This window comes from Hymenobacter cheonanensis, assembly GCF_030581075.1.
GTDB lineage: Bacteria > Bacteroidota > Bacteroidia > Cytophagales > Hymenobacteraceae > Hymenobacter.
Genome location: NZ_JAUQSW010000011.1, coordinates 139497 through 160441, shown reverse-complemented (window position 1 = coordinate 160441; position 20945 = coordinate 139497). Strand labels below are relative to the sequence as shown.

Below are 20945 nucleotides of genomic sequence, written 5' to 3'. Positions count from 1 at the left end.
GGCGCTACGGGCTAGGCCCAGGCCGGCGGCCAGGCGCTGGGCACCACCCGCTTGGCCGGCGGCCTTACCTTTGGGGACTGTTACCCACCCCGTTTTTTCGCTAGCCCGCCATGACGTTCGATAACCTGCTCTATGACCTGGATGCTGCTTCGGGCATTCTGACCATTACCCTCAACCGCCCCACCAAGCTCAATGCGCTGAACGCGGCTACTATTGCGGAACTGGGCCAGGCCATCGACCAGGCCCGGGCCGATGCCGGCGTGCGGGGCATCCTGCTCACGGGCAGCGGCGAAAAGGCGTTTGTGGCCGGGGCCGATATTGCGGAGCTGGCCGGCCTGAGCGGTCCCGGCGCGCAGGAGGCAGCGGCCAAAGGCCAGGCCGTGTTTCGGCGCTTCGAAACCAGCCCCAAGCCGGTGGTGGCGGCCGTCAATGGCTTTGCCCTGGGCGGTGGCTGCGAGTTGGCAATGGCCTGCCACATTCGCGTAGCGGCCGATAATGCCCGCTTTGGCCAGCCCGAAGTAAACCTGGGGCTGCTGCCCGGCTACGGCGGCACGCAGCGGCTGGTACAGCTAGTGGGCAAAGGCAAGGCGTTGGAACTGCTGCTTACGGCCGACCAGGTGAAAGCCGACGAAGCCGTGCGGCTAGGCCTGGCCAACCACGTAGTGCCCCAAGCCGAGCTATTGCCTTTTTGTAAAGCTTTGCTGAACAAGATTTTGAGTAAGGCGCCTGTGGCGATTGGCCTCACTATCGACTGCGTTAATACATTTTTTGACGAAGGTGGCGAGGCTGGCTACTCGGCCGAAGCCACGGCATTTGGCCAGGCGTTTGGCACGGCCGATTTTAAAGAGGGTACCGCTGCTTTCCTGGAAAAGCGCCCGGCGGTTTTCACCGGAAAATAATTTTTTTTAAGCGCCGCCGGCCGGCCGCGCTGCTCGTGGGCAGCGTGGCCGGCCGGCGCCCTTATTTGTTAAGATGGGGATTGCACAAAAGCTGGCCTCCCAAACGGCCATCTACGGCGTCAGCAGCATTGTGGGGCGGGTACTGAGCTACCTGCTGGTGCCGATATACACGGGGCACTTTGCGGCGGCCGAGTACGGCATTGTTACGGGCCTGTATGCCTACGTGTCGTTTTTGAACGTGGTGTTTACCTACGGGCTCGAAACGACGTTTTTTCGCTTTGCCAACCGGCCCGGTGAAGACCGGCGCGAGCTTTACAACCGCACCCTGAGCCTGCTGCTGCTGAGTAGCGTGGCACTCACGGGGCTGCTGATGCTGCTGGCCCGGCCGCTGCTAGGGCTGCTGCACCTGCCGCCCGGCCACGACGAATACGCTATCTGGATAGCGCTGATACTGGGCCTCGATGCCATTGCGGCGCTGCCCTTTGCCCGGCTGCGGCTCGAAAACAAGGCTCGTAAATTTGCGGCTATCCGCCTCACCAACATCTTGTTGTATGTGGGCCTCAATTTGTTTTTCATTGTGCTGTGCCCGGCCGTGGAGCGCAGCGCCCCGAGCAGCCTGCTAGCCCTGCTGCGGCCCTTGGTGAGCGCCGTGTACAACCCCAGCCTGGGCGTGGGCTACGTTTTTCTGGCCAACCTGGCGGCCTCGGCCCTTACGCTGTTGCTACTGGGCCGCGAGCTGCTGGATTTTCGCTTTCGGTGGCCGCAGCCCGCTTTTTTGCAGCCCCTGCTAGCCTATGCCCTCCCCCTGATGCTGATGGGCCTGGCGGGTATGGTGAACGAAACGCTCGACCGCATTTTGCTGCCGGCCTGGCTACCGGCCAATTTTTACCCCGGCCAAAGCCAGCTGGCCGCCGTGGGCGTGTACGGGGCCTGCTACAAGCTCAGCATCTTCATGTCGCTCATTATCCAAGCGTTTCGCTACGCGGCCGAGCCGTTTTTCTTTTCGCAAAGCACCGAGAAAAACTCGCCGGCCACGTTTGCGCTGGTGCTCAAGTGGTTTACGCTGTGCTGCGCCTTTATTTTCGTGGCTATCAGCTTGAATTTAAGCTGGATAGGCCCGCAATTCCTGAAAAGGCCCGAGTACCTGGCCGGGCTGGGGGTGGTGCCCATCCTGCTGCTGGCCAACCTGTTTCTGGGCGTGTACTACAACCTGTCGGTCTGGTTTAAGCTCACCGACAAGACTTATTTTGGCACCTACATTGGGGCGGCGGGCGCAGTGCTCACCATTGTGCTCAACTTTCTGCTGATTCCGGTGCTAGGGTACCTGGGCAGTGCCTGGGCCACGCTGGCCTGCTACTTTATGATGGCCGCGCTGTGCTGGTGGCTGGGCGAGCGCCACTTCCCGGTGCCCTACCCGGTAGGGCGCCTGCTGGGGTGGCTGCTAGGGGCAGTAGCGCTGGTGGTGCTGGGCCAGGCGGGCGTGCGGGCACTGCCGGCGCCGGCCGGCTACGCGCTCGGGGCGGGCTTGCCGGTGCTTTTTGCGGGCCTGGTGTATGCGCTGGAAGGGCGGGGCCGCCTGCGCGCGTAAAGGGCAAAAAAAAGCATCGAATAAAATTCGATGCCTTTCTGAGCTATGAAAACAAACTTAGCCAACTTCCTCTACCTCGGCCCGCTGCCTAAACAGCATGGCCTCGGTTAAGGCTGCTAACCGATACAAAGGTGCATCAATTATGGGGGAAGTGCTAATAGTTTTCGATGAATCTGCCCCTAGAACGGCTTAACGGATGAGAAATCTCGCTGATTTGCACTTAATCCTGACGAAATAATTAGGTTATGTGCCCTTCACACTGAGTTGTTACCACGTTCGGAGATTTTTTTGGGCAGCTCTGTTAGGCAACTAGCCGGTAACTTTGCCCGTCCAAAGCCTCCTTTTTTTCGTATCTTCGTTTTCATCACTTTCCGCGGCAATTCTGCCCTCCCTTCCATGCTACTAACCGCGCTGTTTCTGTTTTTAGGCAATCCGAAAACGGTCATTTTTATTATTTTCGTTTTGGTGCTGTTCTTCGGAGCAAAGCGGATTCCGGAACTGTTTCGGGGTGTGGGCCAGGGTGTGCGCGAGTTTAAGGATGCCAGCAACCCCGAGCCGCAGCAGCCCCATAACCCCAACTACAACCAGCAGCCCGGCTACAACCAAGGCAACCAAGGCGGCTACCCGCAGCAACCTGGCTACAGCCAGCAACAGCCGCAGCAATATGCCCAAAATGGCTACCCCCAGCAGCCGCAGCCGCCCACGGCCTACAACCCCAACGGCAACCCCCAGCAGTACGGCCAGGTGCCCCAGGCGCCTTACAACCCCAACAATACCCCCGCTAGCTAGGTAATTAACCTGGCTTATCTCCCGCTTTTATTTTTCAATACGCATGAATTCTCCCCTGCTTTTCTTAGGCGACATCGGCGGCTCCGAGCTGATTCTGATTATGGTCGTCATCCTCATTTTCTTTGGCGCCAATAAGATTCCGGAGCTGGCCCGCGGCCTGGGCAAAGGCATTCGGGAGTTTAAGGACGCTAGCAGCGAAATTCGCAATGAGTTTGAGCGTGCCGGCCAGCCCAACCCCAACCAGGGGTATAATGCTAACCAGCCTTACAACCCTAACCAGCCCAACCAGGGTTACCCGCAGCAACCGGGCTACCCGTCGCAAGCCCCGGCTACCCCCCTCTCGGGCGATTATGTAGCGCCCGTGGCCGACTATACTGCGCCGGGTGCCGTAGATTTGCCTGCGGCGGCCCAGCCGACCTACCACCAGAGCATCCCCATTCCGCCCACGGCCGATGGCGTGCCCGGTACGCGGCCCCGCCTCGACCAGCCATCAACCGAAGTATAAGATTTGAAACCTCTGTTTTCTTCCCTTTCGGAAATTCAGCGCGAGCTGGCGGCGGGCACTACGTCCTGCCGCCAGCTCGTTGAGTATTACCTCGATAACATCGCCCAACGCAACGCGGAGCTAAACGTGTTTCTGGAAGTATGGGCCGATGAGGCCCGCCAGCAGGCCGCCGCCGTCGATGAAAAGCTAGCCCAGGGCGCCGCCGGCAAGCTTGCTGGTATGGTTATCGGCCTCAAAGACGTGCTCGCCTACCAGGGCCACTCGCTGCAAAGCAGCTCGCGCATTCTCGACGGCTTTAAATCGCTCTTTACGGGCACGGCCGTGCAGCGCCTGCTGGCTGAGGACGCCATTTTTATCGGCCGCCAGAACTGCGACGAGTTTGCCATGGGCGGCTCGAACGAGAACTCGGCCTTTGGCGTGGTGCGCAATGCCCAGGACCCTAGCCGGGTGCCGGGCGGCAGCAGCGGCGGCTCGGCCGTGGCGGTGCAGGCCGATATGTGCCTGGCCTCCATCGGCTCCGATACGGGCGGCTCGGTGCGGCAGCCGGCGGCGTTCTGCGGCGTTATTGGGCTGAAGCCGACTTACTCGCGCATTTCGCGCTACGGGTTGGTGGCCTTTGCTTCGTCGTTTGACCAGATTGGGCCAATTACGCACTCTATCGAAGACGCCGCCCGCCTGCTGGAAGTGATGGCCGGGCCCGATGGCTACGACAGCACCGCCAGCCAGGAGCCCGTGCCCGCCTACAGCGAGCTGCTAGTCCCCGCCGCGCAGTACCGCATCGGCTACATCGCCAATGCCATCGACCGGCCAGGCTTGCAGCCCGAAGTGCACAACGCCTTGGAGCACACGCTCGACACGCTGCGCAGCCACGGCCACGTGGTAGAAGCAGTAGAGTTTCCGCTGCTGGAGGAGATGATTCCGACTTACTACATCCTCACCACGGCCGAGGCTAGCTCCAACCTGTCGCGCTTCGATGGCGTAAAGTACGGCTTCCGCGCGCCCGATGTCACGGACCTGGAATCGCTCTATAAAAAGACCCGGGCCCAGGGCTTCGGGCCCGAGGTGCAGCGCCGTATCATGCTGGGCACCTTTGTGTTGAGCGCCAGCTACTACGACGCGTACTACACCAAGGCCCAGCGCGTGCGCCGGCTCATCAAAGAGAAAACCGATGAGCTGCTGCGCCAGTACGATTTCTTGGTGCTGCCCACTACGCCCACCACGGCGTTTAAGATTGGAGAGAAGCAAGACCCGGTTTCGATGTACCTAGCCGACATTTTTACGGTGCAGGCTTCGCTGGCTGGTGTGCCAGCCATTTCGATTCCGGCCGGGGCCGATAACGAAGGGCTGCCGATTGGCTTGCAGATACTGAGTGGTGCCTTCCGGGAGGCTGATTTACTGGCTTTTGCCGGCACTTTAACCACCGTAGAAGCCGCCAACTAAATTAGCCAGCCGCTTTAGCAAGAACGCAGAGGCGCAACAGTACCGGCCAGTCAGCCGTACTGTTGCGCCTCTCGTTTTAGTTAGGTTGTTCAGTAATTGTCATTTACCTTAGCCCTATGAAAGCTTTACAGCAACTGCCCGCGCCCGCCCTTAGCCTGCGCAAGCCGCCCCTGGCGCGGCGGTTGTTGCTGCTAGCCCTCACACTGGGCAGTGTGCCGGCCGTGGCGCAGCGGGTGCCGCACCGGCGGCACGAAACGGCCCAGCCGCCCCAATCGACGCTTATTCCGGGCGATACCATTCGGCAGGTAGTGGAGTTGCCCGCCGCTACACTCGACTCGCTGGCCGCCGAGCCGCTGGAAGAGCCGGCCGTGGACTCGGCCAGGCTGGTGTGGCTGCAAACGCCCGCCACGCTCTACGAAACGGTGAACGACCGCATGGGCTGCATTGAAACGGCTGCCCCGCACCAATTTAACACGGCCGTGCTAGCCTACGTGCGGCTCTTTACCGAGCGGCAGCGCGGCTACACCCAGCGCGTGCTGGAGCGGGAGCAGTTTTATTTTCCGACGTTTGAGAAATACCTGGCGCAGTACAATTTACCGCAGGAGCTGAAATACCTGGCCGTGGTAGAATCGGCGCTGATACCGACGGCTAAGTCGCCGGTGGGCGCGGTGGGCCTCTGGCAGTTTATGCCCCCTACGGCCGGCGACCTGCGCCTGAAGCGCGACGAATGGGTGGATGAGCGCATGCACCCCGAAAAAGCCACCGAGGCGGCCTGCAAGCATTTGCGCTACCTCTACGGCGTGTTTCACGACTGGGAACTGGTGCTGGCGGCCTACAACTGGGGCGCAGGCAACATGCAGCGCGTGATGCGCAAAACCGGCAAGCGCAATTTCTGGGAGCTGTACCCGCACCTGCCGGCCGAAACCCGCAACTACGTGCCCACCTTCACGGCCATCATGTACGCCATGAAGTACGCGCCTCAGCATAGCCTCAACGACCCGGCCCTGCGCTACGAGCGCTACGAGCCCCTCGATACGCTAGGCCTGCGCGGCCAGGCCCTGGACCTGCGCCGCCTGAGCCGCGCCCTGGGCTACACCGATTCGCTAACGCTGGGGCGCTACAACCCCGAGGTGCGCCACGGCGGGCTCCCCGCCGGCTACCGCCCCTACGTGCTGCGCTACCCCAGCGCCGCCCGCGAGCACCTGGGCGACGTAGACCGCGCCACGCTGCTGGCCTACTGCCAGCCGGCCACCGAGCTGCCGCAGCCGCTGCCCAGCCGGCAAGTGTGGCTGGCCGGCACCACGCCCTGGCTGGGGCATGATGCCCTGGCCGCTACCAGTGGCCCGCGCTCGGCCAGCGCGGAGGCCGCGCCCCGCTCGCGCCGTGTGCACTACACCGTGCGCCGGGGCCAGACGGTAGCCACCGTGGCCGAGAAATTTGAGGTCAGCCCCGCCCAGGTGCGCCGCTGGAATGACCTGCCCAAGCACGCCACCCTGCGGCCGGGCCGCGAATTAGTGGTATTTGTGCCCCTGCCGCCGGCCGAGGCGCCGGCCATTATTGCCAGTACCCCGTTGCCGGCCGTGCCCCGCCACGTAGCACCCGCCGATAGCGCAGTGCAGGCCCTGGCAGCGGCCAACGCCCGGTATGCCCGCGAAGCGCAGAGCATTGCGCAGCGCGAGGCCGCGCAAGCTAAAGAACTGTTACGCGCCCAAAAGCAGCAGGCGGCCCGCCTCGTAGCGCAGCAGCAGCAAGCCATTTTCCGGGCGGCAGCCCTAGCCAAGGCCGCTGCTGCCCAGGAGAAAGCCCAGCGGCTGGCGGCCGAAGCAGCGGCCCGGCCCGACACTACCCCCGAGGCAGACGAAGCCGCGGCCAGCGCCGATACCCTGGCGCCCCCCGCTCCTACCCGCCGCAGCCGTAGCAAGGGGCTAGCCACCGCCGCCCACGAAACTGCCGCCCCCGAAGTGCTAGTAGCGGCTAAGCCCGCGCCGGCCGCGCCGCTGGCTAAAAGTGAATTATACACCGTGCGGCCGGGCGACGACCTCACCCACCTGGCGCGGGCGCGGGGCGTATCGGTGGCGCAGGTGCGCGCCTGGAACCAGCTGCCCGGCGAAACCGTGCTGGCGGGCCAGCGGCTGCGTTTTAGCGCGCCGGCAGCGGCCGATGCCGTAGCCGCTACGCGCCCGGTACGGGCTGTGACATCTGAGCGGCCCGAGCCGCATTTCAGCACCCACACCGTGCAGGCCGGCGACACGCTGTACAACATTTCGCGGCGCTTTAAGGTGAGCGTGCAGGAGCTGCGGCGCCTTAACCACCTGACGACGGACGACGTGAAGCTGGGCCAGAAACTGGTGGTGCAGGCCAGCTAGGGGCTTAGTGGCCGTCGGGCTTACGCCTGCCAAACAAAAAAACGGTACTGCATGGGCTAACTCGCTTACCGGCAGATTACTACTTCGATGGGGGCTTAAGCAATGGCAGGGGCGGTGCCGGCAATCCGGCATTTTAGCCGGAACTTGCGGCCTCGCGCCCGAGAACCCTTTGCCAATTCCCATGCTCAAAATTAACCGAGAAGACGCCCTAGCTTACCACGAACAAAGCCCCCAGGGCAAGATTGAGGTGGTGCCCACCAAGCCCGTCAGTACCCAGCTCGACTTGGCGCTGGCTTACTCGCCGGGCGTGGCTGAGCCGTGCAAGGAAATCGCCAAAAACCCCGACGACGTGTACAAGTACACGGCCAAGGGCAACCTGGTGGCCGTTATCAGCAACGGCACGGCGGTGCTGGGCCTGGGCAACATTGGCCCCGCCGCCAGCAAGCCCGTGATGGAAGGCAAGGGCGTACTGTTCAAGAAGTTTGCGGGTATCGATTGCTTTGATATTGAGATTGATGCCAGCGACCCCGACGAGTTTATTCGCATTGTAAAAGCGCTGGAGCCCACCTTCGGCGGCATCAACCTGGAGGACATCAAGGCGCCCGAGTGCTTCCGCATCGAAACGGAGCTGCGCGAGCTGATGAACATCCCGCTGATGCACGACGACCAGCACGGCACGGCCATTATTACCTCGGCCGCGCTGCTGAACGCGCTCGAACTCGTGGGCAAGAAGATTGAGGACATTCAGCTGGTGGTGAGCGGCGCGGGCGCGGCGGCCGTGTCGTGCCTGCGGCTGTACCTGGCGCTGGGCGTGCGCAAGGAAAACGTGGTTGTCTTTGATAAAGACGGTATTATCAACCCCGTCCGCACCAACCTGGCCGATATGCAGATGCAGTTTGCCACCCAGCGGCCCATCTCGACCCTAGCCGAAGCGCTGGTGGGGGCCGACGTGTTTCTGGGGCTTTCGGCCGCCAATGTGCTGCCCGCCGAGCTGCTGCTGCACATGGCCCAGGACCCCATCGTGTTTGCCCTGGCCAACCCCGACCCCGAAATCGCTTACGACCTGGCGATGGGTACCCGGCCCGACCTCATTATGGCCACCGGCCGCACGGACCACCCCAACCAGGTGAACAACGTATTGGGCTTCCCCTACATTTTCCGGGGCGCTTTGGATGTGCGGGCCACCGAGATAAACGAGGCCATGAAGCTGGCCGCCGTGCACGCGCTGGCCGAGCTGAGCAAGGAGCCCGTGCCCGACATCGTGAACAACGCCTACGGCGACAACACGCTGGCTTTTGGCCGCACCTACCTCATTCCGAAGCCGCTCGACCCGCGCCTGATTACGAGTATCTCGCCGGCCGTGGCGAGGGCAGCGATGGAAAGCGGCGTGGCCCGCCGCCCCATCGAAGACTGGCAGGCGTATGAAGATGAGCTACGCGCCCGCCTCGGCCTCGACCGCAAGCTGATGAACCGCATCACCTCGGCCGCACGCTCCAACCCCCAGCGCGTGGTATTTGCCGAGGCCGATAACTACAAGATTCTCAAGGCCGCGCAGCTCGTGCGCGACGAGGGCATTGCCTTCCCCATTCTGCTAGGGTCGCACGAGAAGATTGCGGCCATTGCCCAGGAAAATAACCTCGACCTGGAAGGCTGCGAAATTATTGATATTCTGCAGGAAGAAGAAACCCGCGGCCACTACGCCGAGCTGCTCTACCAGAAGCGCCAGCGCCGGGGCATCACGCTCTACGAAGGCCGCCGCCTGATGCGCGAGCGCAACTACTACGCCGCCATGATGGTGGAAACCGGCGCCGCCGATGCCTGCATTACGGGCCTCACCAAAGACTATGGCAAAAGCCTGATTCCCTCCTTGCAGGTAATCGGGCCGGCCGAGGGCATCAAGCGGGTGTCGTCGATGTACATTATTCAGAACAAGAAAGGACCGTATTTCTTCGCCGACACTACCGTGAACATCGACCCCACGGCCGAGGAAATGGTGGAGATTATCGGCCTCTCGGCCAGGGCCGTGCGCTTCTTCGACGCCGAGCCGCGGGTGGCCGTTATCAGCTACTCCAACTTCGGCTCAAACGCCGGGCCGCTGCCCGAGAAAACCCGCCGCGCCACCGACCTGGCCAAGCAACGCTACCCCGACCTGCTCATCGACGGCGAAATGCAGGCCAACGTGGCCCTGAACCCGCAGCTGCTGCAAGAAAACTACGGCTTCTCGCCCCTGGCCGCCAAAGGCGCCAACACCTTGATTTTTCCTAATGTAGAGTCGGGCAACATTGCCTACAAGGTGCTCCAGGAAATCGGCGGCTCGGAGGTAATCGGGCCGGTGCTGATGGGCATGCGTAAGCCCGTGCACATCTTGCAGCTAGGGGCCAGTGTGCGCGACATCGTGAACATGACTGCCATTGCGGTGGTCGATGCCCAGCGCGACGGCAAGGCGCTGTAGCTGGGGCTCAAGATTATCTACTACATTTTTTATCAACAAAAAGACCCAGCTATGCTGGGTCTTTTTGTTGATAAAAAATGTGTTCAAAAAATAATTAAATATAATAAAAATTCAACAACTAATTCGTTGTTGATTCTCCCTGCAAGTAAAAATCAACTACTACTGAATCTCCTGAAGATATAATTAATTTATTAACAGATAAATTTTTATAAAATATATTTCTCCCAGTTACAGTATATACCCCAGGATTTACTTCCTTTTCATAATGCCCTGCACTGTCTGTATGCACTTGGGTATTATTCAGCACAGCCATTGCGGGGTTAGGAAGCGCTTTCTTAGATGGGCTATCGTAGATAGTACCCACTATAATTGGATGATTTGCTGCAGTATGCCTTTTGAAGAAGTGTACCTGATACGAAGCTAACTCAACATAGACTTGGCTTGAGTCAACTATAATGCTTTGTGCATTAGGGAGCAACAAGGCGAGAGAACTACCGAGTACAAAGCAGAAATTCAAAGTATTCATAGTCAATTAGGTGTTTAGTGAGAGGATACCTAGCATCCAGCTAAATTACCACTTGGCGATTTTGAATTTCCCACAGAATCAGTACCATTTAATTCTGATAGAATGATATCTCGAATCGCATTTCGGTCAGCTGCCGGGAGGTTCTTAAAGGCTCGCGTACCTTCCAAACCACCCCACGCTAAAGCCGCGTAAAAGCTTGCAGGTAATGTATAGCCTTTATTTATACCATATTGTTGTAGTGCATCCGCAATATCCTGTACCCACGCTCGCACCATCTCATCATGCTGCAAATCATTAGCTGAGCTATTCATGTGCGTCGCATAAGCCATTACCATATCGGAATAAGCAGCATTTGCCAGATTAGGGTCATCAGCAAAAAAAGCACCTAAATAAGCGTGAATGGACTCATGTATTATAGTCCGGGCAATTGACAAATCAGTAGCCTGCTGAAATTGACTGGCATCGAATACCGTAGTTACGCTATGGGCATTTCTATCATAACTTGATGTAGAACCATTGGTGCCTGGCGCCAGGGAACCATCCTTTACTACCCAGTTATAATTTGTTGGGCTTTGCCCTGCAAATTTTGCTATTATATCTGCTATCCTACCATCGCTCAATCCTTTCAATTCACTCAAAACGGCGACCATACAAGGCTTTAATTGATTGTCGTCAATTGTTGCATCAAATCCACTATTTCCACTATTTGGGTCAGGCACGGGCGGGTCATCAACATACGTACAAGCCTGATTTGTCGTGTACCCATTACTATCCCAACTATAGCCCCAGTTATCGATACCACAAGCTTCCTGGCCGGGTGAGTCGCACCCGTCGATACCCTGAGTCATTGCGCCATAGGTAATCGGGTTGCCATTATGTTCGCAAAAGGCCTGCCAATAGCAGGTATAAACGGTAACGCATGCATAGGCATTCGTAGTAGCGCCGCCAGTGCCTTTGATTTGATTTTCTTCGAAGAGGAAACCAGCCCACCATTCAGGTAAGAAAAAATAGCGTGCTTCTCTGAAGTCAGCCCTTGCAAGGACAGCTTACCGGAGAAAGCAGCAAATAAAATGGGCTGCGCGGCAGCTTCTGCAAATGTTCGGCGCTTGGTACTGGCGGCTTTGCTATCGGGCTGGGCTACTGTATAGGTGGCTAGGTCGAAGCTATATGCATTACCAACGTGCTTTGCGATAATAAACCGCTGCGTACCGACCATGTGAAATTCGCCGGCTCGCTGCCGGCCACCAGCGTCGACTAGCGCCGGAATAAGGGGCACGTAGGTATATACCACGCCGGTGGGGTCCGTTTTGTCGTGGGCCGCGCGCCACGTTGGCTCCCAGCGGAGCCTGGCAGAGTCGCCGAAAGGCTGTGTTAGGGCCTGTTCGTGACCGGCGGCGTTAAAGGCGCTCCGCATGGCCTCAAAAGGCGAGGCCGCAGGTGCCGGGGCGGGTGCTTCCTGCGGGTTCTTCTGGCAGCTGTATAAGCCGCCGACGCTGCTGGCTAGCAGTACAGCCATCGCTAGCAGGCCCTTCCTGCTAAGTAGGGTATGTTTTTTCATAGAGTGAAAAAGGAGTTGGTGAAGAGACAGATTCAAAAGCAATAATAATAAAAATTTCCATGAAATACTAAGAAGTTAAAAATCTTAATACAAAACTGGTTTAGTTAACCAGCACTCTTATTCGGTAGCTTGGCTTGCGCACGCAGAGCCCACCTACCCTTCATTATTGAACTTGCCGGAAGTAGATTTGAGTTGGCAAGCGGCGGGCCCTTCGCACCCCCGCCGCATTACCACCCTCTCGCTATGATTGCCTACCTCGACGGTAAACTCGCCTATAAAGACCCCACCCAAGCCATCATCGACACCCAGGGCGTGGGCTACGAAGTAAAGATTTCGCTGGCTACCTACTCCAAGCTGCCCGCCGAGCTGGAAAAGGTAAAGGTGTACACCTACCAACACATCAAGGAAGACGGCCAGACGCTCTACGGCTTCCTCGACCCCAACGAGAAGGCGCTGTTTCTGCACCTGATATCGGTGTCGGGCATTGGGCCGGGCACGGGCATCAACATGGTGAGCAGCATGGGCGTGGCCGATATTCGACAGGCCATCGTGAACGAGGACGTGCGCGCCATCCAGAGCATCAAGGGCGTGGGGCCTAAGACGGCCCAGCGGGTAATTCTGGACCTGCGCGACAAGCTGCGCAAGGACGAGCTGCTGGCCAAGGCCGGCGTGGATACCGTGCCGCTAGCCCGCCAGCACAATACGCAGCGCCAAGAGGCGTTGCAGGCATTAGTCATGCTGGGGTTTGCCCGGGCGGCTGCTGAGAAAAATCTCGACCAGATTCAGCACAAGCACGGCAACGACCTGAGCGTGGAAGAACTCATCAAATTTGCCCTCAAGTCGTACTAAAGCCTTTTAGCTTAAATGCCCTGTATTTTGCTGTTGCGCGCGCAACGAAACGGAGCGCGGCAATCTCTCCTTATCGTCCGCACCATTGGCTGAATACCCCTGGTGGGAAGGGAAGATTGCCGCGCTCCTGCTGCGTTGCACTCGCAGGCACAACTGCTTACCGATTCGTTATCCTCGTCTAAATCCGGTGCCGCTGCGAGGCGGCCGCCGCACCTGCATCTGCTTGAAGTCTCTACTGTCTGCTGGTTCTAAACTCGCTTCTCCGGGCGCGCTGCTGTCGGCGGCCGTACTGTCGTCGGTGCTGCTGGCGGCCGTGTGGGCGGCGCCGGCCGGGGCGGCTGGCCGCCGCTACTCGTTTGCGTGGTCTACGTGGGTGAGCCGGCTAGGGTTGCCGCCGGGCCTGCCCAGCCAAACTGCGCCCGGCGATACGGGGCGCTACCGGCCCAGCCGCCGGCCGCGCCTGCGCACCGTGCGCGACCGGGCGGGCAGCCGCTTTGGGCAGCGCGGGCGGCGCTCGCCGCTCATTTTGCCGCTGCCCAAGAGCGTGCAGCTGCAAGTGACGCCCGATGACAGCCTCAAAAACTACAACGTGCGCGAAACCGTGGGCTCGCAGATTGACTACCGCGACCCCACCAGCATCTCGCAGGCCGAGCTGCTCAAGTTTCAGGAGCGGCAAGCCATCAACGACTACTACCGCCAGAAGGCGATGGGCGGCGTGGCGGGTGCCCCGGCCGCGCCGGGCTCGCCGCAGGCCCAGCGCCTGATTCCGAAAATCTACCTTGGGCCGATTGCCGACCGCATTTTTGGCGGCTCTTACATTGATATTCGGCCGGCGGGCTCGCTCACGCTCAAGGCCGGGGCCAAGTACAACGTGAACCGCAACCCGGCCCTGACCTTGCGCCAGCAGAGCGTGGGCGACTTCATTTTTGAGCAGAACATGAACCTGAGCCTCAGCGGCCAGGTGGGCACCAAGCTCAAGCTCGTTTTCAACTACGATACCAAGGCGGCGTTCGACTTCGACAACCAGATGAAGTTCGACTACGCCGGCCAGCCCACCGACATTCTGCGCAAGCTGGACCTGGGCAACGTGAGCATGCCCCTGAACAACTCGCTGATAACGGGCGGCTCCAACCTGTTCGGCATCAAGACCCAGCTGCAGTTTGGCCGGCTGGGGGTGACGGCGGTGGCCGCCACCCTGCGCGGCTCGCAGGATGAGGTGCGCGTGCAAAACGGCGCCCAGAGCCGCACCTTCGAGCTTAAGGCCAGCCAGTATGAGAAGGACCGGCACTATTTCCTGAGCCAGTACTTCCGCGACAACTACGATGCGGCCCTGCAAGGCCTGCCCACGGTGAAGAGCGGCTTTGAAATCCGGCGCCTGGAGGTGTGGATAACCAACGACAACCGCACCACCGCCGACCTGCGCAACGTGGTGGCCCTGCAAGACCTGGCCGAGCCGCGCCAGGAGCGCCTCTACCGCCCGCAGTTTTACAACGGGGCCCGAAACCCCACGGTGAAAACCCCGCCCAGCAACAAGGCTAACACGCTCTTCCCGACCCTGACGAACGGCGGCGCGGCAGCGCGCGACAACCTGCAGGTCGAGTCGTTTCTGGGTAGCCTGGGCCTGGTGAAAAGCCTCGACTACGAGCGCCTGCGCGCCCGCAAGCTGCAGCCCAACGAGTATACCTTCAACGCCCAGCTAGGCTACGTGAACCTGAACACGGCCCTGCTGCCCGACCAGGTGCTGGGCGTGAGCTACGAGCTGCTCTACAACGGCCTGCCCTACACGGTGGGCGAAACCCAGACCGAGTACGCCGGCGCCCAGGCCGACCAGGTTATCTTCCTGAAGATGCTGAAGGCCACCAACCCCGGCGTGGGCACCGCCGACCCCACGGTGAACCCGGCCAACCTGAACCTGCTGACCCACAACACGCCGACCTGGGATTTGATGATGAAAAACATCTATCCCCTGAATACCTCGCAGGTAAACCGCGACAACTTTCAGCTCCAGATTATCTACAAAGACGACATTACGGGCGTCGACCTGATTTCGCTGAAGGAAGGCCAGCGCCTGCAAAACGTGCCGCTGATTCAGGCCCTGGGCCTGGACCGCGTGAACGCCAACAACGACCGCAACGCCGACGGCAACTTCGACTATTTCCCGGGCATCACCATCGACCCGGAGCTGGGCAAGATTATTTTCCCGAGCGTGCAGCCCTTCGGCTCGTACCTCAAGGCGCAGTTTGATACGCTAGGCCCCAACGCCACCAACGAGCGCCTGCTAGCCCAGAAATACGTGTACCAGGCGCTCTACAACCAAACGCAGAGCGATGCGCAGCAGCAGCAGGTGAAGGACAAGTTTTTCCTGCGCGGGCGCTTCCAGGGCACCAGCACCGATGAGATAAGCCTACCCGGCATTGGGGTGGCGCAGGGCTCGGTGAAGGTGTACGCGGGCAGCACCCTGCTGACGGAGGGCGTGGACTACCAGGTTTTTTACGACCAGGCCAAGGTCAAGATTCTTAACCCGGCCTACCTCAACTCGGCCAATGAGCTGCGGATAACCTTCGAGAAAAACGCCCTTGTGCAGGTGCAGCCGCGCAAGCTGCTGGGCACCCGCCTCGATTACGCGCTCAGCAAGGATGTGCTGATTGGGGCCACGGCCATGCACATTCTGGAAAACCAGGCGCCGGGCATCAACCGCGTGAACATCGGCGACGAGCCGGCCAACAACACCGTGCTGGGCGCCGACATCAGCCTGCGCAAAGACAGCCGCGTGCTCACCAAGCTCGTGGACCGCCTGCCCTTCCTGGCCACCAAAGAGACTTCTACGGTGGCCTTTACCGGCGAGGTGGCCAAGCTCATTGCCGGGCAGTCGAAGCTGGGCAACGGCGAAAACGGCGTGAGCTACCTCGATGACTTTGAGAATGCCCGCACGCCCTACACGCTGGGGGGCCTGGCCGCCGTGCCGGCCTGGCGCCTGGCCGCCACGCCCGCGCCCTTTGCCAACAGCGCCGTGGATGGCCTCACCAACGGCTACCGCCGCGCCAAGCTGGCCTGGTACACCGTAGACCAGAGCTACTACACCAACGGCCCCAACGTGCCGGCCGGCATTGCGGGCGCCACCCTGGCCAACCACTACGTGCGGGGCGTGCCGCGCAACGAGGTGTTCCCGAACAAGGACCTGGGCGCCACCGGCAACGGCTTCGAGTATACCTTCGACCTGGCGTACTTCCCCGGCGAGCGCGGGCCCTACAACTACACGCCCAATATTTTGTCTGACGGCAAACGGTTTTCGCCGGCGGCGGGCCTGCCCGACAACAACTTCGGCGGCATTTCGCGGGGCATCACCTTCGATACCGACTTCGACAACTCGAACGTGGAGTACCTGGAATTCTGGCTGATGGACCCCTTCCTGAAGGTCACGAACCCGAATGCGCCGGCCTCGCGGGTGAACATTACCGACCAGGACGGCAACGATGCGCCCAACACCACGGGCGGCAACCTGGTGCTGAACCTGGGCAACGTGAGCGAGGACGTGCTGCGCGACCAGGGCCAGCACGAGTTTGAGAACGGCCTGCCGGTGCCCGGCGACCCGGCGGGCACTACCTCGCCCACGGTGTTCGGGCGCGTTACGAACCAGCAGTTTTTGCTCGATGCCTTCAACGCCACGCCCGGCGCGCGGGCCAGCCAGGACATTGGCCTCGACGGCCTGGCCGATGCCGACGAGCGGACGCAGTTTGCGGCTATTCCGGGCTACGGGGCGCTGGCCGACCCGTCGAACGATAACTTCCGCCACCACCTCGACCCTAGCTACGACGCCAACAGCACCCAGATTCTGGGCCGCTACAAAAACTACGACAACTACGAGGGCAACTCGCCCGAGAACTCGCAGCTCAGCTCCTCGGCCTACCCCGACAAGGAAGATTTGAACCGCGACAACGTGATTCAAACCACCGAGCAGTACTACGAGTACACGATGCCGCTGCTGCCGGGCCAGCTGAACGTGGGCCAGAACTACATTACCGATAAGGTGACCAACACGGTACCCGCCAGCGGTGGCGACCAGGTAACGTGGTACCAGTTCCGCATTCCCATTCGCCAGCCCGGGCGCGTGCAGGGCAACAACGGCCAGCCCTTTGGCTTCAAGAACATTCGCTTCATGCGCCTGTACATGACGGGCTGGCAGCAGCCGGTGGTGCTGCGCATGGTGCAGCCGCAGTTTGTGGCCAACCAGTGGCGCCAGTACGCCAGCCGCATCGCCGACCCGCGCATTCAGGTGCCGGGCATTGGCAACCCTACCGATGCCGACGCCTTTGCCGTGTCGACGGTGAGCGTGGAAGAAAATGGGCCCTCGGCGGCCAGCGTCAGCAGCACCGGCGCCATCCCCTACGTGGTGCCGCCCAACATCACCCGCGACGTGGAGTACGGCTCCACGGCCGTGTCGCGCCAGCAAAACGAGCAGAGCCTGCGCCTGGCCGTGACCCGGCTGCGCGACGGCTACGGCAAAGCGGCCTACAAAAACCTGACCACCAACCTGCTGCGCTACAAGCGCCTGCGCATGTACCTGCACGCCGAGGCCAACAGCACCACCAAGCTGGCCGACGGCGACGTGCGGGCCTTTATCCGCATCGGCACCGACTACAGCCAGAACTACTACGAGTACTCGCTGCCGCTGGTAGTGACCCAGCCCGGCGAAACAGCGCAGGACCGGGTCTGGCGCCCGGAAAACAGCGTGGACGTGGCTTTGCAGGCTTTTATTGATGCCAAAGCCACTCGCAATCAGCAGCCTACCGTAAGCTACACCACCCCGTTTCAGGTGTTTCTCGACCCAGTGCTGCGGGAGAAAGGGCCCATTATCACGATTATGGGCAACCCTGATTTCTCGCAGGTGCAGGGCTGCATGATTGGGGTACTGAACCCGGCCGCCACCAACGTGGGCGCCGATACCGACACCGGCGACAAGAGCGTGACGCTGTGGGCCGATGAGTTCCGGGTGTTTGACTTCGACAACCAGGGCGGCTGGGCCGCCAACGCCCGCCTGAACGTGAAGCTGGCCGACCTGGCCAACCTCACGGCCACCGGCTCATTTATCGGCGTGGGCTTCGGGGGCTTGCAGGATAAGGCCCAGCAGCGCTCGACCAGCGACGTGCTGCGCGGCGACCTCAACGCTACCGTGGCCGCCGATAAGCTGCTGCCGCCGCAGCTGCGCCTGCGGGTGCCGGTGCTGGTGCAGCTAGGCCGCCAGACCATTACGCCGCAGTACGACCCGCTCGACCCCGACACCAAGCTGGAGCAGAGCCTCCAGAAGTTTAAGAACAGCGCCGATGCCACGGCCTACAAAAGCCTGGTGGTAGACCGCACCACCACCCGCAGCATCTCGGTACTGAACGTGCGCAAGGAGCGCGCCCCCACCCAAACCAAAACCCACCCCTGGGACATCGAGAACGTGGCCGTGAGCTACGCCATCACCGAGCGCCTGCACACCGACATCAATACCCAGCGCGACTACACGCAGTCGTACACGGCCGCGCTGGCCTACATCTACCAGACTACTCCGCGCAACTACACGCCGCTGGCCAGCTTCAAAGCGCTTGATAACCCGTACCTGAAGATTTTTCAGCAAATCAACTTTACGCCGCTGCCCTCGCGCTTCTCGTTCCGCACCGACCTCGACCGGCGCTACAACGAGCGCTTTTTGCAGCGCGTAACCGAGCCCGGCCAGCTGCCCACGGCCGTGGATAATGGGGTATTCTACAAGTCGTTCTACATCAACCGGATATACGACATGAACTGGGCCCTGACCAAGGCCCTGACCTTGGACTACACCGCCACCAACCGGGGCGTGATTGACGAGGGTGTGGGCCAGAGCCTCGGCGACGGCACCATTGCCCAGAACAACCGCGCCGAGCAGTGGAACAACCTGAAGCGCGGCGGCCGCACCACCAACTTCAGCCAGAACATCGCCCTCACCTACCGCCTGCCGCTCGATAAGTTTCCGCTCACCGACTGGATTTCGGCCGACACGCGCTACACGGCGCACTACAGCTGGCAGGCCGTGTCGACGGCCACCGGCATCCGGATACCCGCCAACCCCAACGTGGTGGGCGACACTACCACCACGCTGGCCAACCTGGGCAATACCGTGCAGAACAACCGCGAGCTGAGCGCCAACGGCAAGATTGACCTGGTGAAGCTCTACAACAAGGTGCGCTTCCTGAACATTATCAACAACGCGCCGCCGCCCGCGCCCCGCCCGGCCCAGCCCGACCCTAGCAACCCCAACGCCCCGGTGGCTACCCGCCCCACGCCCACCGCCCCCGATACGGCCCGCAAAGACCCCTTGCGCTTCGTGAAGGCCGTGCTGCGGGCCGTGATGACGGCGCGCAGCATCAACTTCACCTACGCGCAGTCGAGCGGCACGCTGCTGCCGGGCTACCTGCCGGCCACCAAGTACTTTGGCCTCGACAACCGATTTGGCGGGCTAGCCCCGGGCATTCCCTTCATCCTGGGCCAGCAGTACACCACCGGCGAGCTTTATAACCTGGCCAGCTCCAACAACTGGTACACCCAGCAAAGCCAGTACCTGAACACGCCGCTCTCGAATATCCTCACCGAAAACTTCACGGCCCGCACCACCCTGGAGCCCTTCCGGGGCTTCAACATCCAGCTGGATTTGCGCAGCCAGAAGGTGCGCAACAACGAGGCCTACTACCGCCTGGCCATCGACACCACCAGCGCGGCGTACCTGGCCAACGGCACGCTCAACCCCTTTGCCGACCGGCACCTGGCCAATACCCAGGCCCTGGGCACGGGCTCGTACAGCGTGAGCACCATCACGGTGCAAACCCTGTTTGGCGACCTTGGCAATAATGGCGAAACAAGCAAGGCCTTCGACCGCTTCGTGGCCAACCGCGCCATTGTGCAGCAGCGCCTGCAGGCGGCTAGCCCTTCCAGCACCCGCACGGTAAGCTACACCACGATAGACCCCACCACCGGCCGGCCCGTAACGACCTATACCAACCAGGCCACCAACCTCTACAGCTACAACTCGCAGGATGTGCTGCTGCAAAGCTTTCTCGATGCCTACCACGGTAAGTCGTCGGATGGCTACGAGGCCAAGACCTTTAACCCCTTCTCGGTGATTCCGCTGCCCAACTGGAACGTGCAGTACAACGGCTTTTCCGACCTGCCGGGCATCCGCAACGTCTTCCGCTCGTTTACCCTGAGCCACGTGTACTCGTCTATCTACAACCTGGGCGGCTACACCACCTCTACGGCCTACGAGAATGAGCCCACGTTTGGGCCCGCGCCCGCCACGCCCTTCCTCTCCAATGCCACCGGCCAGGTGGTGCCCTACTACGTGGTGGGCCAGGTCAGCATTATCGAGAGCATGGCCCCGCTGCTAGGGCTGAATTTTCAGACCGTGAACAACGTGACCGGCCGCGTGCAGTACAACACCGCCCGCGCCGTGTCGCTGAACATTACCAACGCCCAGGTAACCGAGCTGCACACCACCGAGCTGGTCATTGGCCTGGGCTACGCGGCCACCGGCTTCAAGCTGCCCTTCCGGGTGGGCGGCGAGCAGCGGGTGCTGAAAAACAACCTCACCGGCCGCCTCGACCTCAGCATCCGCGACAACGCCACCATCCAGCGCAGCATCCTGGGCTCGGTCGACCCGGTGCCCGCTACCACTACCGTGCCCGTACCCGGCACCACGCCGCCGGCCCTGGCAACGGGCAGCGCCGCCGTGGTGGGCGTGGTGGGCACTTCTACCAGCCAGGTTACCAACGGCTCGCTGCAAGTGCAGCTGCGCCCCACCATCGACTACCTGCTGAACGCCCGCCTGAACCTGCAATTCTATTTCAGCCAGACCATCACGCAGCCCCGCGTGAGCAACGCCTTCCGCAATGCCACCACCGAGGGCGGCATTCAGCTGCGCTACAGCCTGCAATAAGCCGGCGGGGCCTAGGGGCTAC

The 20945-nt window shown here is 61.1% G+C and carries 12 protein-coding genes; 9 read left to right on the top strand and 3 right to left on the bottom strand.

The features are described 5' to 3' along the window. The first annotated feature begins 110 nt into the window (after window positions 1-110). The 7 genes from Q5H89_RS19015 (at window position 111) to Q5H89_RS18985 (ending at window position 10039) form a co-directional block, all read left to right on the top strand. A complete protein-coding gene (locus tag Q5H89_RS19015) occupies window positions 111-899 on the top strand; it encodes an enoyl-CoA hydratase/isomerase family protein (protein WP_305020936.1) in 789 nt (262 codons plus the stop codon). A gap of 73 nt (window positions 900-972) precedes the next feature. Next, complete coding sequence (locus tag Q5H89_RS19010) at window positions 973-2487, top strand: oligosaccharide flippase family protein (RefSeq protein ID WP_305020935.1); 1515 nt, start codon at window positions 973-975, stop codon at window positions 2485-2487. A gap of 396 nt (window positions 2488-2883) precedes the next feature. Continuing rightward, window positions 2884-3276 (top strand): Sec-independent protein translocase subunit TatA/TatB, encoded by a 393-nt coding sequence (locus tag Q5H89_RS23325; RefSeq protein ID WP_369810679.1) that lies wholly within the window; start codon window positions 2884-2886, stop codon window positions 3274-3276. Window positions 3277-3319: 43 nt separating this feature from the next. Beyond that, window positions 3320-3781 (top strand): Sec-independent protein translocase subunit TatA/TatB, encoded by a 462-nt coding sequence (gene tatA / locus Q5H89_RS23320; protein WP_369810678.1) that lies wholly within the window; start codon window positions 3320-3322, stop codon window positions 3779-3781. Between the two features lie 3 nt (window positions 3782-3784). Beyond that, a complete protein-coding gene (gene gatA, locus Q5H89_RS18995; RefSeq protein WP_305020934.1) occupies window positions 3785-5221 on the top strand; it encodes an Asp-tRNA(Asn)/Glu-tRNA(Gln) amidotransferase subunit GatA in 1437 nt (478 codons plus the stop codon). 116 nt (window positions 5222-5337) lie between these two features. Then, window positions 5338-7587, top strand: a complete 2250-nt coding sequence (locus tag Q5H89_RS18990; protein WP_305020933.1) for a LysM peptidoglycan-binding domain-containing protein — start codon at window positions 5338-5340, stop codon at window positions 7585-7587. 181 nt (window positions 7588-7768) lie between these two features. Next, the gene (locus tag Q5H89_RS18985) at window positions 7769-10039 is read left to right on the top strand and encodes an NADP-dependent malic enzyme (protein WP_305020932.1); all 2271 of its coding nucleotides are present in this window, start codon (window positions 7769-7771) and stop codon (window positions 10037-10039) included. Window positions 10040-10157: 118 nt separating this feature from the next. On the opposite strand, the gene Q5H89_RS18980 is transcribed toward Q5H89_RS18985, so the two are convergent. Genes Q5H89_RS18980 through Q5H89_RS18970 form a run of 3 tightly spaced genes read right to left on the bottom strand, consistent with a single transcriptional unit; the run spans window position 10158 to window position 12123 of the window. Continuing rightward, on the bottom strand, window positions 10158-10565 hold the full coding sequence (locus tag Q5H89_RS18980; protein ID WP_305020931.1) for a hypothetical protein: 408 nt from the start codon (window positions 10563-10565) through the stop codon (window positions 10158-10160). 29 nt (window positions 10566-10594) lie between these two features. Beyond that, window positions 10595-11413 carry a hypothetical protein gene (locus tag Q5H89_RS18975; protein ID WP_305020930.1) on the bottom strand — a complete coding sequence of 273 codons (819 nt, stop codon included), beginning with the start codon at window positions 11411-11413 and terminating at the stop codon, window positions 10595-10597. Further along, window positions 11410-12123, bottom strand: coding sequence for a hypothetical protein (locus tag Q5H89_RS18970; RefSeq protein ID WP_305020929.1), 714 nt, complete (start codon window positions 12121-12123; stop codon window positions 11410-11412). The genes Q5H89_RS18975 and Q5H89_RS18970 overlap by 4 nt, the downstream gene beginning before the upstream one ends. Before the next feature lie 243 nt (window positions 12124-12366). Between Q5H89_RS18970 and ruvA the strand changes: the two genes are divergently transcribed. Both ruvA and sov read left to right on the top strand, forming a co-directional pair. Next, window positions 12367-12972: a Holliday junction branch migration protein RuvA gene (gene ruvA, locus Q5H89_RS18965; RefSeq protein WP_305020928.1), complete on the top strand. Its 606-nt coding sequence runs from the start codon at window positions 12367-12369 to the stop codon at window positions 12970-12972. Between the two features lie 223 nt (window positions 12973-13195). Further along, window positions 13196-20923, top strand: coding sequence for a T9SS outer membrane translocon Sov/SprA (sov, locus tag Q5H89_RS18960; RefSeq protein ID WP_305020927.1), 7728 nt, complete (start codon window positions 13196-13198; stop codon window positions 20921-20923). The last annotated feature ends 22 nt before the right edge of the window (window positions 20924-20945 follow it).